The 14,491-nt window shown below is 59.4% G+C and carries 11 protein-coding genes; 4 read left to right on the forward strand and 7 right to left on the reverse strand.

The features are described from left to right. Together AD668_RS00390 and AD668_RS00395 are read right to left on the reverse strand one after the other, a co-directional pair. A partial coding sequence (locus AD668_RS00390; protein ID WP_156322291.1) for a helix-turn-helix domain-containing protein occupies positions 1-227 on the reverse strand: 227 nt, incomplete at its 3' end. 133 nt (positions 228-360) lie between these two features. Then, the gene (locus AD668_RS00395; protein ID WP_053153011.1) at positions 361-1,647 is read right to left on the reverse strand and encodes an OprD family porin; all 1,287 of its coding nucleotides are present in this window, start codon (positions 1,645-1,647) and stop codon (positions 361-363) included. A gap of 448 nt (positions 1,648-2,095) precedes the next feature. Between AD668_RS00395 and AD668_RS00400 the strand changes: the two genes are divergently transcribed. After that, positions 2,096-4,189: a TonB-dependent siderophore receptor gene (locus AD668_RS00400; RefSeq protein ID WP_053153243.1), complete on the forward strand. Its 2,094-nt coding sequence runs from the start codon at positions 2,096-2,098 to the stop codon at positions 4,187-4,189. A 177-nt stretch (positions 4,190-4,366) separates the two neighbouring features. On the opposite strand, the gene AD668_RS00405 is transcribed toward AD668_RS00400, so the two are convergent. The 3 genes from AD668_RS00405 to AD668_RS00415 all read right to left on the reverse strand — a co-directional run bounded on the left by AD668_RS00405 (position 4,367) and on the right by AD668_RS00415 (position 9,122). Continuing rightward, entirely contained in the window at positions 4,367-4,579 is a 213-nt protein-coding gene (locus AD668_RS00405) for a hypothetical protein (RefSeq protein ID WP_053153013.1), read from the reverse strand. 245 nt (positions 4,580-4,824) lie between these two features. Continuing rightward, complete coding sequence (gene aguA / locus AD668_RS00410) at positions 4,825-5,931, reverse strand: agmatine deiminase (RefSeq protein ID WP_053153016.1); 1,107 nt, start codon at positions 5,929-5,931, stop codon at positions 4,825-4,827. A gap of 278 nt (positions 5,932-6,209) precedes the next feature. After that, positions 6,210-9,122: an aminotransferase gene (locus AD668_RS00415; RefSeq protein ID WP_053153021.1), complete on the reverse strand. Its 2,913-nt coding sequence runs from the start codon at positions 9,120-9,122 to the stop codon at positions 6,210-6,212. A 174-nt stretch (positions 9,123-9,296) separates the two neighbouring features. Here AD668_RS00415 and AD668_RS00420 point away from each other — a divergent pair, with 174 nt between their 5' ends. Genes AD668_RS00420 through AD668_RS00430 form a run of 3 tightly spaced genes read left to right on the forward strand, consistent with a single transcriptional unit; the run spans position 9,297 to position 12,992 of the window. After that, positions 9,297-11,105, forward strand: coding sequence for an ATP-binding protein (locus tag AD668_RS00420; RefSeq protein WP_053153023.1), 1,809 nt, complete (start codon positions 9,297-9,299; stop codon positions 11,103-11,105). Then, on the forward strand, positions 11,102-12,496 hold the full coding sequence (locus tag AD668_RS00425; protein WP_053153025.1) for a sigma-54 dependent transcriptional regulator: 1,395 nt from the start codon (positions 11,102-11,104) through the stop codon (positions 12,494-12,496). Before AD668_RS00420 ends, AD668_RS00425 begins: the two co-directional genes overlap by 4 nt. A 40-nt stretch (positions 12,497-12,536) precedes the next feature. After that, positions 12,537-12,992 (forward strand): YiiD C-terminal domain-containing protein, encoded by a 456-nt coding sequence (locus AD668_RS00430; RefSeq protein ID WP_053153028.1) that lies wholly within the window; start codon positions 12,537-12,539, stop codon positions 12,990-12,992. A 67-nt stretch (positions 12,993-13,059) separates the two neighbouring features. Here the strand turns inward: AD668_RS00430 and cysQ are convergent, their stop codons facing one another. Together cysQ and nudE are read right to left on the reverse strand one after the other, a co-directional pair. Then, positions 13,060-13,887: a 3'(2'),5'-bisphosphate nucleotidase CysQ gene (gene cysQ, locus AD668_RS00435; RefSeq protein ID WP_053153030.1), complete on the reverse strand. Its 828-nt coding sequence runs from the start codon at positions 13,885-13,887 to the stop codon at positions 13,060-13,062. Beyond that, positions 13,887-14,450, reverse strand: coding sequence for an ADP compounds hydrolase NudE (gene nudE, locus AD668_RS00440; protein ID WP_053153032.1), 564 nt, complete (start codon positions 14,448-14,450; stop codon positions 13,887-13,889). The genes cysQ and nudE overlap by 1 nt, the downstream gene beginning before the upstream one ends. Between the last annotated feature and the right edge of the window lie 41 nt (positions 14,451-14,491).

The following is a 14,491-nucleotide window of genomic DNA, read 5'->3' on the forward strand; positions in this document are numbered from 1 at the left end:
GTGGACTCGGCCATGGAACTCTTCCTCAGCACTCGAATAGACGCGCCTTGGCTCCAATCCTGCCGACCATGCTTGCGTAACCACACCAACACCGTTGACCGACCCTGGATGCCATAGCGCCGTTGAGCCTCTTTATAACTCAACTCGCCCTTTTCGACCTGATCGACCACCGACAATTTAAAAGCCAGCGTGTAATCGCGCTGACTGCGCCTTTTCCCCGAATCCATTGCTCCCTCCTGAAAATAGGTCAGAAGGTGTAAACCTTATTCAGGACGGGACAAACAGCACAAAAAAGCCCCGAACCAGTCGGGGCTTCTTCTTTCTCAGCCCTTTATCAGGCCGGGATACCGAACGGGATCATCAGAAAATGTTGATCGGGTAATCCACAAACACACGCACTTCATTGCCACTCACGTTGTACTCGCTCGACTTCTGCGACACGCGCAGAACCGAGCTGCGCAGTTTCACGCTGAGGTCTTTGGCCGGACCGCTTTGCACGACGTACTTGATCTGGTTGAAGATCTCGCGCTCGGTGCCGCCTTCGCTGGTGGAAGTGGTGATGTTGTCACCACGCACGTAGGCGAAGTTGTAGCTCAGGCCAGGGACACCGAAGGTGGTGAAGTCGAGGCCGTAGCCCAGCTGCCAGCTGCGTTCGTCTTCGGCGTTGAAGTCGGACCAGTAGGAGTTGGCCAGGTAAATGGTGTTGCCACCGTCGCCGATGCGTCCCTGGTCTTTCTGGTAGCCACCGTAGGCGTAGCCCAGGTTGCTGTCGCCCGTGCTGCGCTGGTGCGCGAGGGTGAAGGAGTGCGCGCCGGTAACGAAGGTGGCGGCCAGGCTCCAGATCTTGTTGTCGTCGCCGGTAATGCCGTTGTCGCGAACGTAGGAGTCTTCCAGCTTGGTGCGGTAGCCGTTGAAGTCCAGGTTCAAGGACTGATCCTTGTCGACCGGGATCACGTAGTTGGCGTTGATGTATTGCTTCTTCAGCACGTCTTCGACGTCGGAAGCGTACAGCGCGCCTTTGAATTGCTCAGTGAACTGATAGCTGCCGCCCAAGACGTTGATCGACTTCAACCCACCGCTGTCACGGCCTTCAGCGCTTTTGCGCGATTGGGCAGTGAAGCGACCGGCGTTCAGCTCAAGGCCTTTGATCTCCCTGGAGGTGATCAGGGTGCCGGTGTAGCTTTCCGGCAGCAGGCGCGAGTTGTCGTAATTCAACACCGGCAATGCCGGCATTTGGTCGCCGTAGGTCAGGGTGGTGCTGGACAGGCGGAATTTGACCGCTGCGCCACCCTTGGACAGGTCATCGGCCGGTTCTCCGCTGGCGCCCTTTTTGAAAAAATCGATGCCTTGGGCGCCGCTACGATCTTCGCTGCGCTCCAGGTTCAATGCATACAATCCAAAAGCATCCACACCGACACCGACGGTGCCTTGGGTGAAGCCGGAAGAGAAGGTGCCGATGGCCGCCTGGCCCCACTCGGACTTATCCGGATTGCCGTCTTTGTAGTCACGATTCATGTAGGCATTGCGCAGCAGCACTTTGAGGCTGCTGTCTTCAACGAAACCCTTGGACTCGACCTGGTCGTTAGCCATGGCCGGTGTTGCACTCAAAATCCCCAGAGCGATCAGGCTGATTCGCTTGTTCAACATGGTGTTCTTTTCCTTGTTTGCGGTTGAAACGCGCTGTGTCGAACGACGGAAACGGCGCTATCGCGCTCTTTTTTCGTGACGAAAACAAAAAGGCCCGCCCACGATTTCTCGCGGCGGGCCTTTTTATTGTTTTGAATCGTGGCGGTCGGCCACAGGCGTTGGGCGGGATCGTAGCCGCCCCTCTGACTATGTGTCAATTTCAGGAATCGTCGATAAACAGGCAAAAAACGTCCAGGAAAGACAGTTAGGCGGCAGGAATATTCAATTGACGTAGAACGAAAGGCACGAGTTTTCCTCTCGGTCAGGTGACTCAATACCCGAACGTATCAATCACGACATACTTTGCAACAATCAATCTCTCGAACCTTCAAGAACAATTAACGGAAGCAAATAACAAGCATTACCATTCGCACCCTTGAATTTCCAACCTTCTCGGATGCACTTCGCAATGCCTGCCCCCTTTCGTCTTACGCCCATGACCCTTGGGCTTTCTGCCTTCCTGTCTGCCGGTTTTTCCTACGCAACAACGACCACCTTGCCTGCTACCTCGATCAGCGCCGAAGCGGAAGCGGACGATCCGCGCGTCACCCAAACCAGTACGGCGACCCGCACCAATACGCCGGTGCGCTATGTGCCTCAAGCCATCGATTCGATCAAAACCTCGAACGTCTCGGACTACGGCACCAACGATCTGGGCACGGCACTCAGTGGCATCCCTAACGTCAGCAGCGGCGCCGACACGCGCTTCGACAGCTTGCGCATCCGCGGCTTCGATGCCAGCAACGACTTCTATCTCGATGGCATCCGCGACGACAGCCAATACGTGCGCGACTTGCACAACATTGAACGCATCGATGTTCTAAAAGGCCCCGCTGCTGTGTTGTATGGTCGTGGCAGCCAGGGTGGCATCGTCAACCGGGTCAGCAAGTTGCCGGAGTTCGGTCGCCGCTCGACGATCGAAGCCCAGGGCGGCAGCGAAGATCTGCGCAGCCTGTACGCCGACCTGAGTACCGATCCATCCGAGAACATCAGCCTGCGCCTGAACATGGGCAACATGGACGAAAACAGCTTCCGCGATGGCGTGAGTGGCAATCGCCAGTTGTTCGCACCATCGATGAGCTGGCAGCTGACACCCGACCTCAACTGGCTGGTGCAGTACGAATACAGCCGCTACAACCGAACGCCGGACCGTGGGATCCCCGGTGTAAACGGTCGCCCGGCAGACGTAGGACGCGATACGACCTACGGCGGCGAGCACGATTTCATCGATGACAAGGCACAATCCCTACGCTCAAAACTCACCTATGAGTTGAACGATAACTGGCAGCTGCGCCAGACCCTGGGTGTATTCAAGCTCAATAGCGATTTCGACAACACCTATCTGACCGGCTACATTCCGGCCACCCACCAGGTCACGCGCCAGCACTGGCAGCAGGACTTGTCCACCCGCAACGTCTACAACAACGTTGAACTGGAGGGTGGTTTCGATACCTTTGGCCTGGAACATCGCCTGCTCACCGGCATCGAAATCGGCAGCCAACGCCGCGATCCGCTTTTGTACACCGCTGCCACCACAGGCCCGGGGAGTTCACCGGTGCCGCCGCTGGATCTTTACAACCCCAATCGCGACTTGCGTCATACCGGGCGCATGCAGGTGTCGAGCAACTCCCACACTGAAGTCGAAAGCCGCGCCGTTTACGTGCAGGATCAGTTGCACCTGAGCGATCAATGGCAATTGCTCGCCGGCCTGCGCTACGACACCTTCGATATTGAGTCGACCAACAAGCTGCGCGACATATCCGAAGACCGCGACAGCCACAGCACCAGCCCACGTGTAGGACTGGTCTGGACGCCGTTACCGAATCATTCCTTTTACGCTTCCTGGTCCAAGACGTTCTCACCGGTTGGCGGTGGCTTGATCGGCATCACCCCAGGCGCCGCCGGCAATGCCAATGACCTGAGCCCCGAGCTGACCAAGCAGAAAGAAATCGGCGTGAAGAGTGACTGGCTCGATGATCGCTTGAGCACGACACTGGCGATCTACGAACTGGAGCTCTACAACCGCCGCACCAGCGACCCGAACAATCCAACCATTACCCTGCTCTCCGGCCTGCAACGCTCCCGCGGGATCGAGCTGACCGCCGCTGGCAAGATTAGCGGCAACTGGTACGTGCGCGGCGGTGTGGGTATCCAGGACGCAACCATCGAGGAAGATAACAACGGCCTGGAAGGCAAGCGCATCAACAATGTGGCCAAGCACAACGGCAGCCTGTTCCTGACCTGGAAACCGGAAATGGGTTGGTACGCCGAAACCGGTTTGACGCTGGTCGGCGATCGCTATGCCGACAACCTCAACACCACCGTGCTGCCGGGTTACGGTCGTTGGGATGCCTTGGCCGGTTTCCGTGAGAAAGATTGGGATTTGCGCGCGGCGCTGAACAACATCAGCGACAAAACGTACTACTCGTCGGCGACCAGTGCATTTCAGATCCAGCCGGGGGCACCGCGTAGCCTGGTGGTGACGGGCACCTACAGCTTCTGACCACAACACAAAACCTGTAGGAGCTGGCTTGCCAGCGAAAGCGGTGGGTCAATAACGTAGAAGTCGTTTGACACGACGCCTTCGCTGGCAAGCCAGCTCCTACGGGACTATTCAAGAAAAAAAAGCGCTGCCATCCGAGGCAGCGCTTTTTGTTTTTTCAATCCGTTGTTGTGCTTCTTATCCTTCCATCACATCCCACAACGCATCCAGTTCCGCCTCGCTGAAAAAATCTGCGGGGTAGCGCTCGATCATTGTCCGGCGCGGATCAGTTTCACTGATCGAACGCGTTCCATTGGACTTTAACCAGTGCGCCAGAACCTGGAGCGATTCGCTGTTTATCACCAGGGGATGCAACGACTTGTCGCTCATTGCATTTACTTCGGCGTTCATTTCAGCGCTCTCTCCCGATTTGTGAGCGGCTAACTTATCCAAGGTTTATGACAGAACATCGAAGTTCTCCCCCTCCCCAAGTTGCAACCGTACAGATACAAGAGCTGTGCCAAAGTTTCTGAGTTGTGGACAAGCGGATACAAAAAAACCCGCAGTCCATGGGGGCTGCGGGTTCTGGGCAACGGAACAAGGCGAAAGGCCAGCTTGAGCAATAAGGTAATCAACTCAGGCTGTTACGGCCTCACTCACTCCATGTGCGGAGCCGGTTGCTGCTGGGTAAGGCAGTGAATGTTGCCGCCACCCAGTAACAGTTCACGACCCGGCACCATCACCACTTCGTGTTGCGGGAACAGATTCTGCAAAATCTCTTTCGCCGGACCGTCCTGAGGGTCATCAAAACTCGGGGCGATGATGCCGCCGTTGACGATCAGGAAGTTCACGTAGGAACCCGCCAGACGAACAGTAGGATTGCGTTCCTGAGTGCCGTCGACCGGATCCACCCCGGCACACTCTTCTTCGGTCGCGAACAGCGGCCCCGGAATCGGCATTTTGTGCACGGTGAATGGGCGACCTTTAGCGTCCGTGCTGCTTTGCAGCACTTTCATTGCAGCCTGGCAGCGTGGATAGTTCGGATCCTGGGGGTCGTCAGTCCAGGCCAGCAACACTTCACCCGGACGCACGTAGCAGCAGAAGTTATCCACATGGCCGTCGGTTTCATCGTTGAACAAACCGTCCGGCAACCAGATGATTTTATCCACAGCCAGATTTGCGCTGAGTACCGCTTCGATTTCTGCGCGGCTCATGTGTGGATTGCGATTGCGGTTGAGCAGGCATTCTTCGGTGGTGATCAGCGTGCCTTCGCCATCGACGTGAATCGAGCCGCCTTCGAGTACAAAGCCTTCGGTGCGATAGCGCTGGCTGCGCTCGATTTCAAGAATTTTGCCGCCGACCTGCGAGTCCCGGTTCCACGGTGAATACAGACCGCCGTCGAAACCACCCCACGCGTTGAAATCCCAGTTCACACCACGGACTTCGCCACTGTTATTGATAACGAAGGTCGGGCCGGAGTCGCGGACCCAGGCGTCGTCACTGGACATTTCCACCACGCGGATATTCGGTACGTCGAGACGTGCACGAGCGTTTTCGTACTGGCCGGCGGAAACCGCGACAGTCACAGGCTCGAAACGGGCGATGGCCTTGGCCACTGCCGCGTGGGCGGCTTGCGCCGGCTTGCCGCCCAGGCGCCAGTTGTCCGGCCGCTCTGGCCAAATCATCCAGGCCTGGGTTTGCGGTGCCCACTCGGCGGGCATGTAGAAGCCGTCGGCGCGAGGGGAGCTGTTCAAAGTGGTCATGGCTCAGGACTCCAGAGTGACATTGATACCTGACAAAAAATGGAAGCGCATTGGGGCACGCCGTGGACTGTGGCGACTTTATATCCGATAAATATCGGCTTTTAAAGCGTTACCTATCAGAATTAGCTCATGGCATGCATTTAAAGCCGATAACAATCGGATTAACACCCCCCATCCCTGTAGGAGCGAGCTTGCTCGCGATGAGGCCATGTCAGTCACAGATTTGTCGACTGAAAAACCGCCATCGCGAGCAAGCTCGCTCCTACAGAGAGGGGTGTTTACAACCCCTCTTCAAGCACCTTCGACAGCATGTCCACAAAGAAATCCACGCTCTGGCGTGAGGTGACCATCGGCGGTTTGATCTTCAACACGTTCAGGAAATCACCCGTCGGCTGCATGAAAATCCCGAGCTCACGCAGACGATCACACAGCGCCGTGGTTTCTTGAGTGGCCGGCTCCAGGGTTTCGCGGTTGCGGATCAACTCCACACCCAGATAAAAACCGGACCCGTGCACCGCACCAACCAACGGATGAATATCGATCAGCGCTTCAAGACGCTGCTTGAAATGCCCGCCGACAATTTGCGCGTTCTCCCAAAGCTTTTCCTCTTCCATCACATCCAGCACCGCCATGCCGATCTGGCAACTGACCGGACTGCCCCCTGCGGACGAGAAGAAATAACCTTCGGCCTCCAATGCTTCGGCGATTTCCCGGCGGGTGATCACCGCACCCAACGGTTGACCATTGCCCATGCCCTTGGCCATGGTGATGATGTCCGGCACCACGCCCTGCTCTTCGAAGCCCCAGAAGAAATGGCCCATGCGCCCGTAACCGACCTGGACTTCGTCGGCGATGCACACGCCACCTTGCGCGCGCACCATTGCATAAACCTGTTTCAGATAGCCCGATGGCAGCGAAATACCGCCAGCGTTGCCATACACCGGCTCGCAGATGAAGCCGGCCAGTTGGCGTTTCTGCTCCGCGATTTTCGTCAGGTTGTGTTCGACGCTGCGTACGTAGTCAGGTGCACTGTCCGGACCGCGGAACTCGCCGCGATAGGTGTTTGGTGCGATCACTGGATGCACCCAGTCCGGTCGGCTGCTCAAGGCCTTGGGGTTGTCGGCAATCGAGGTCGACACCGCGTCCGCACCCACCGTCCAGCCGTGATAGGCCTCCAGCACGCTGATCATGTCGCGGCCACCGCTGTAGGCCCACGCCAGACGAATCGCCAGATCGTTTGCCTCGCTGCCGCTGTTGACCAGGAACACTCGATCCATGCCGTCCGGTGACAGTTTCAGCAAACGCTCGGAGAACTCGGCAACCGCTGCGTAGTTGAAGCGCGAGTTGGTGTTGAGCAGCGACCACTGACGGCTGGCGACCGCCGCCATGCGCGGATGGCCATGACCCAACACAGCAACGTTGTTGAGCATGTCGAGGTAGGAGCGGCCCTGCATGTCGATCAAATGGTTGCGCCAGCCGCGCTCGATGCGCGGCGGGTCGACGTAGTAATGTTTTTGCGTGCGGGCGAAGCTGGCATCACGCCGCGCCAGCAAAGTCTGTGCGTCGAGTTCTGCTTCGGCATCACACGCCAGCCCCAGCAGCGTAGCCGGTGACGGGCACAAGGCCTGCCAGGCAGCCGCGCGCGATGGCGTACAGAACAGCGGCGCAGTGATCGACGAGCCTCGGCACAACTGCACAATCAACGGTCCGCTGACCGATCCCAGCACCTGGCCTTTGACCAGGGCTGCGCCGCTGTGCAGCGAAGGCGTGACGCCCCACAACCGCACGCTCAGTTGCGGGCCATCCAGTTGCAGCACGCCGGCCGAGGGTTGATGCACCACGCCAGCAAACGGCGACTCGACCACTGTGCCATGGGGGACGCGTAATTCGACGTGCAACGGGAAGGTATCTGGCTCTGTGGCGCTGTCCGCTTGGGTGCGGGACAAGCGGTACTGTCCATAGCGACTGGCCGCCAGACCATGAGCGGCAAGCGCTTCATCCAGCAAACGCTGATCGATGCCTTGCTGCTCCCAGTTGCCGGCCTCGAAATGCGGGCTCAATACGCCCAGGTCGATCAAGGCAAACGCACGCCCCACCAGGCTCGGCAACAGCGGCGCGAAATTTTCGCCGCCGATGGCTGGCAGTGTATGACCAACCGCCGAGAGGATTGCCGCTTCCATCAACGCCAGCGGAACCGACGTAGCCACGCGGAAAATTTCCCACTCGTGGATCAGATTGTCGCGACTATAGGTGTTGCCCGGATCGATGCTGACTTGCTGCTCACCACTGAGCACCAGCACCGCCGCGCGCGCAACGATCAGCGGCCAGAGCGCCAGCAGCTCTTCGTGTTGAAGCGGGTTGATTGCGTGATAGGCCTGGATCGCCGGCAAAATGCAGAAAGGATCGCCTTCACCGTGGTGCAGCAGGGCGGCACAGGTCACCGACAAATCGGTGATCCGCCAAGTGCGCACCAGATCGCCAAAGTCGATCACGCCTTGCAATTGCCAGTGGCGCTGCGCATCACGCTGCCACACCACGTTGTCATCGGTGATGTCCATGTGGATGGCTTGCACCGGCAGCTTGTCCTCCAGTGGCTGCAAATGACGCTCCGCTTGTTCGGAGGCCTCGACAATCAGCCGACGCTGGGTTTCATCCGTGATGACAGGCAGCAGATGCGCGATCAAGGCATGAGCATGACGAGCATCCCACTGCAGCGTTCGCACCAGGCCTGGGTGATCGAAGTCCGCCAGCGCCAGGTCCATTTCGCCACAAAGGCGACCGTAACCCGCCACCACGGCAGGGTTGAAACGCTTGAGGCTCGTCAGAGGCTGCCCTTCGATGTACTCCAGCAAGCGCACATGGACTGCCTGGCCGCCAACTTCCAGGGAAAGCAGGTCTGCGCCATTTTTTGCCGCGATCACGCCCGGTACATGCACATCGGGATGCGCTCCCAGGTGCCTGAGCCCGGCATGCTGGGCTTGAAGCTCCAGTACCGAATAGTCGCCACGGCAAATTTTCAGGACGAAACGCCCCCGGTCGCTGTCAACGCGGAAGTTCAGGTCCTGCTGGCTACCCAGAGCCTGCAACTTTGCGCTAAACCCGTAATGTTCCTCCAGCAGCTCAAGCGCCTGTTCCGCAGTTACTTGCGGGCTGGGCAAACTGGCGCGATGAATCAACGTGGCGAGCGGCATACAACGACCCCTGAAATTTTATTAGGCGCTTATATCGCCACTGCTCAGGGCGATACGCAACCCCCCACGGTCGGGTCTGAGCGTTTGCGAGGGCGCGAAAGTGCCTTTTTCTTGCGCAGACGGTGACCGCAAGCCTAGGCATAATGCGCCTGTACCCACAGGCGCTCGATGCTCATGACTCCGACCCTTCCCCCCAGACCTCGTTGGCGCAGCCTGGCCCTGCTGGCACTGTGCCTGGCACCGCTGCTCTGGCCGTTGCAGCATCTGGCGGAGCGCTACTACCGCAGCGAATTGGCCAGTCAGAACCGTCAGACCCTCGACCTCTACGTCGCCAACCTGCTGGGCACTCTGCATCGCTATGAAGTATTGCCGCAGATTCTCGGCGACCTGCCGGCCCTGCGCGCCGTGCTCGGTGCACCGGACGATGGCGTCACCCAAGGCAACGCCAACCGCCTGTTGAAGAACATCAGCGCCCAGACCGGTGCCGAAGTCATGTACCTGATGGACGCCACCGGCAAAACCCTGGCCGCTTCCAATTGGGACAAACACGACAGCTTCGTCGGGCGCAATTTTTCCTTTCGGCCCTATTTCAGCGAAGCCATGGCCGGGCGGCTCGGGCGGTTTTTCGGCTTGGGCACCACCTCCGCCAAGCGCGGTTATTTCTTCGCGGCGGGCGTGCGCGACGGCGAGAAAATCGTCGGTGTGCTGGTGGTCAAGGTTGATCTTGACCACACCGAGAGCCTGTGGGGTAAAACCCCTGAGCAATTGCTGCTGACAGACCATAACGGTGTGGTCATTCTGACGTCGCGACCGGAGTGGCGATTCCGCTCCACGCGCCCGTTGAACGAAGCAGAAAGCACCGCCATCACCGCGATCCAGCCTTATCCGACCCGCGATCCACAGCCATTGAAACTCAATCCCAACGCTTGGCTGACTCAGAGCCAACCCATTGCCGAAACCGGCTGGAACGTCAGCATCCTTGCCCCGCGCACCCTGATCGATCGGCCGGTACGCACCGTGGTGGCTGTCGGCGGTGCTGCACTGCTGGTGGTCATGCTGCTACTCGGCCTGATGATGCAGCGTCGTCGCCATTACCTCGAACGCATTGCCTTCGAAGCCAAGGCCCGTCGCGAACTGGAAGGCCGGGTCGCCGAGCGCACGAGTGATCTGGAAGGCCTCAACCGGCGCCTGAAACAGGAAGTGCTGGAGCGCGAACAGGCCCAGCAGGAATTGGTGCGCGCCCAGGATGATCTGGTGCAAGCCGGCAAGCTGTCGGCGCTGGGAACGATGTCGGCGAGCATCAGTCACGAACTCAATCAGCCACTGGCCGCCATCCGCAGTTACGCAGAAAACGCCGAAGTGCTGCTCGACCATCAGCGCACCGATGACGCTCGCGGCAACCTCAAGCTGATCAGCGAATTGACCGGCCGAATGGCCTCGATCATTGCCCATTTACGTGCCTTCGCCCGGCGCGATCGTCACGCCCCTGAAAGCGTCGCCCTGCAACCGGCGCTGGATGATGCACTGGCCTTGCTGGCCAAGCGTCGACGCAGCATGGACGTTGAATTGATCCGCGATTTACCCGCCGCCACCTTATGGGTCGAGGCCGGGGAAACCCGCCTGCGTCAGGTCCTGGGCAACCTGCTGGCCAACGCTCTGGATGCCCTGACCGAAAAAGGCCCGCCACGCAAACTCTGGTTGAGTGCCCAATCCACAGCCGATGGCGTCAACCTGTACATTCGCGACAACGGCCCCGGCTTTTGCATGGAAGCCCTTGGCCGCGCCAGCGAACCCTTCTACACCACCAAGACCCGCACCCAGGGGCTTGGATTGGGTCTGGCGATTTGCGAGACGCTAATGCGCGCCTTCGGCGGTGAACTGTCATTCGCCAACCACAAGGAAGGCGGCGCACTGATTACCCTGAAGCTACGCGCAGGCGCACCGGGTGTGAGCCTGCAACCTTCCGAGGACCGAAGTGCATGACCATCGACAATCGCTTCCAGGTCGTGTTGATCGACGACGATCCCCACCTGCGCCAAGCGTTGAGCCAGACACTCGATCTGGCCGGTTTGAAAATTCTGCCGCTGGCCGAAGCCAAGGGCCTGGCCGGGCAAATCGAACGCGATTGGCCGGGTGTAGTGGTCAGCGACATCCGCATGCCCGGCATGGACGGTCTCGAACTGCTGAGCGAACTTCATGCCCAGGACCCAGAACTGCCGGTATTGCTGATCACCGGTCACGGCGACGTGCCGCTGGCGGTGCAGGCCATGCGTGCCGGGGCCTATGACTTTCTGGAAAAACCCTTCGCCAGCGACGCCCTGCTCGACAGCGTGCGCCGCGCCCTGGCCCTGCGCCGTCTGGTGCTGGATAACCGGAGCCTGCGCTTGGCACTGAGCGACCGAAATGAGCTGAGCACGCGCCTGGTCGGACAATCGACCTCAATGTTGCGCCTGCGCGAGCAGATCGGCGCGTTGGCGGCGACCAGAGCAGATGTCCTGATTCTCGGCGAAACAGGGGCCGGAAAAGAAGTCGTCGCCCGAGCGTTGCACGATCTGTCGAACCGACGCAATGGCCCCTTCGTGGCGATCAACGCCGGAGCGCTGGCCGAGTCAGTGGTCGAAAGCGAGCTGTTCGGCCATGAACCGGGCGCTTTCACCGGCGCGCAAAAGCGCCGTATCGGCAAGTTCGAATTCGCCAACGGCGGCACGCTGTTTCTCGACGAAATCGAAAGCATGAGCCTGGATGTGCAGGTGAAATTGCTGCGTTTGCTGCAAGAACGCGTGGTCGAGCGACTGGGCGGCAATCAGCTGATCCCGCTCGACATCCGCATCATCGCCGCCACCAAGGAAGACCTGCGCCAGGCTGCCGACCAGGGTCGCTTTCGTGCCGACTTGTATTACCGCCTGAACGTGGCACCGTTGCGTATTCCACCGCTGCGTGAGCGTGGGGAAGATGCATTGGTGATGTTCCAGCATTTTGCCGATGAGGCCAGCGCCCGCCACGGCTTGCCGCCACACGAACTGCAACCGGGTCAGCGCGCCTTGCTGCTGCGACACACCTGGCCCGGCAATGTTCGCGAACTGCAAAACGCCGCCGAACGCTTTGCCTTGGGACTGGAACTGGCGCTGGACAACAATGAAGCGCAAACCGGCAACGGCACGACGGCAGAAGTCGTCAGCGGCGGATTGAGTGAGCAGGTGGAAAACTTTGAAAAAACCCTGATTGCCGCTGAACTGGCGCGCTCGCACAGCTCGGTACGCAGCGTCGCCGAAGCCCTCGGTATTCCACGCAAGACCTTGCACGACAAACTGCGCAAGCACGGGCTGAGTTTCGCCGACAGTGGCGCAAGCCCCCAACCTGACGATCTCGATTGAGTTTGCGTCCAGCCATCCACTTCAAACAAAAGGTCCCCGAATGAGCCGCGACATTCGTCAACTGGAATCGGTCCTTCACCACGATATTCCCCTCACCCGGGACATGGGACTTACGGTGCTCGACTGGCATGCACAGCAATTGCGCCTGCACTTGCCACTGGAAGCCAACGTCAATCACAAGAGCACCATGTTCGGCGGCAGTCTGTATTGCGGCGCGGTACTGGCCGGCTGGGGCTGGTTGCACCTGCGTCTGAAAGAAGAAGGTATCACCGACGGGCACATCGTGATTCAGGAAGGTCAGATCAGCTATCCGCTACCGGTGACGGGCGATGCCAACGCCATTTGCGAGGCCCCGGATCCGGTGATCTGGAAAAAGTTTTTGACCACGTTCCAGCGATATGGCCGGGCGCGGTTGACGCTCAATACACGGGTGGTGAATGAGGGCAGTGATGAGGTGGCGGTGAGGTTTGTCGGGCAGTACGTGTTGCACCGTTAAGCGCCACTACCTCTGTAGGAGCCGGCTTGCTGGCGAATGACACACCGCTTCGCCGGCAAGCCAGCTCCTACAGGATCGCGAGCGCCAGCAACTGCTCCCGCCAGGCCGCCTTCGCCGGCAGGGCCAGGAAGAATTCATTCAATAGCGACTCCCGCGCCGGATAGCAAAACGGCTTGCCGCTCAGATCCAGCACTTCCCCGCCCGCGCCTTCCAGCACACCTTGTGCGGCAGCGGTATCCCACTGCGAAGTCGGTGCCAGGCGTGGATAGCAATCCGCCGCGCCTTCGGCCAACAGGCAGAATTTCAGCGAGCTGCCGATATTCGCCAATTGCAATTCGCCAAGGCTGGCGCTCAACCCGGCCAGCAAACGCTCCTGCTCCGGGCTGGAATGTCGACGGCTGGCCACCACAGTGAACGCTTCACCAGGCGCTAAAACATCACGCACCTGAATCGCCACTGGCGTGCCACCCTTGTCGCCACGCCAGGCACCGAGCCCAGCGCCGCCGACATAAAATCGACCGTTGGTCGGCATCGATACCACACCAAAGACCACGCGACCGTTTTCAATCAGGGCAATGTTGACGGTGAACTCTTCGCTGCCGCTGATGAACTCCTTGGTGCCATCCAGCGGATCCACCAGCCACCAGCGCTGCCATCCGGAGCGAACGCTTTGGGGAATGTTGGCGTCCTCTTCGGACAACACCGGGATATTCGGGTCAAGGGCGGTCAGACCCGCCAGAATCAGATGATGCGCCGCCAGATCCGCAGCCGTGACCGGAGAATCATCCGACTTGGCGGTGACAGCTGTGTCTGTGCGCCAGAACGGCAGGATCGCATCGCCTGCCTGCAAGGCCAGTTCGATCACCGGCGCCATCAATGGATGAGGGAAATCCATCACAGAAATGCTCCGCGCTGAGTCAACAGATCACGGGCCAGGTACAGGGCCGCCAAGGCGCGGCCTTCAGTAAATTGTGGATTCTGCGCCAGCGCCGACAACTCGCGCAGGTTGACCTTGCTCACGCCCATTGGCTCGGGCTCATCACCCTCCAGGCGCTCTTCGTAGAGGTCGGTTGCCAATACCACTTGAATTTTTTGGCTCATGTACCCGGGGGACAGTGACAACTCGGTCAAATGTTCAAGTTGCCGCGCGCCAAAGCCTGCCTCTTCCTTGAGCTCACGCTCAGCCGCCGCCAATACGTCTTCGCCCGGCTCGATCAAGCCCTTGGGCAACGACATTTCATATTCATCCGTGCCGCCGCAATATTCCTCGACCAATACCGCATGCTCGGCGTCCAGCATCGCCACGATCATGACTGCGCCGTACCCGGCGCCCTTGCCGACCAATCGCTCATACGTGCGTTCCACGCCGTTGGAAAAGCGCAGCTTCAGCTCTTCCACACAGAACAATCGACTGGTGGCGACAATTTCGCGGGCGAGTATGGTGGGTTTCTGGCGCATGCAAAGCTCCTTGGCGTGAACGCGCTACTATAACGCGGCTT

Source organism: Pseudomonas sp. P1.8, assembly GCF_001269805.1.
In the GTDB taxonomy this organism is placed as follows: domain Bacteria; phylum Pseudomonadota; class Gammaproteobacteria; order Pseudomonadales; family Pseudomonadaceae; genus Aquipseudomonas.

Excerpts from the sequence above, each read along its gene's own strand:
- AD668_RS00405 (WP_053153013.1), bottom strand. The coding sequence starts at position 4,579 with ATGAACGCCGAAGTAAATGCAATGAGCGACAAGTCGTTGCATCCCCTG.
- AD668_RS00415 (WP_053153021.1), bottom strand. The coding sequence starts at position 9,122 with ATGCCGCTCGCCACGTTGATTCATCGCGCCAGTTTGCCCAGCCCGCAA.
- AD668_RS00420 (WP_053153023.1), top strand. The coding sequence starts at position 9,297 with ATGACTCCGACCCTTCCCCCCAGACCTCGTTGGCGCAGCCTGGCCCTG.
- aguA (WP_053153016.1), bottom strand. The coding sequence starts at position 5,931 with ATGACCACTTTGAACAGCTCCCCTCGCGCCGACGGCTTCTACATGCCC.
- AD668_RS00395 (WP_053153011.1), bottom strand. The coding sequence starts at position 1,647 with ATGTTGAACAAGCGAATCAGCCTGATCGCTCTGGGGATTTTGAGTGCA.
- AD668_RS00430 (WP_053153028.1), top strand. The coding sequence starts at position 12,537 with ATGAGCCGCGACATTCGTCAACTGGAATCGGTCCTTCACCACGATATT.
- AD668_RS00400 (WP_053153243.1), top strand. The coding sequence starts at position 2,096 with ATGCCTGCCCCCTTTCGTCTTACGCCCATGACCCTTGGGCTTTCTGCC.
- nudE (WP_053153032.1), bottom strand. The coding sequence starts at position 14,450 with ATGCGCCAGAAACCCACCATACTCGCCCGCGAAATTGTCGCCACCAGT.
- cysQ (WP_053153030.1), bottom strand. The coding sequence starts at position 13,887 with ATGGATTTCCCTCATCCATTGATGGCGCCGGTGATCGAACTGGCCTTG.
- AD668_RS00425 (WP_053153025.1), top strand. The coding sequence starts at position 11,102 with ATGACCATCGACAATCGCTTCCAGGTCGTGTTGATCGACGACGATCCC.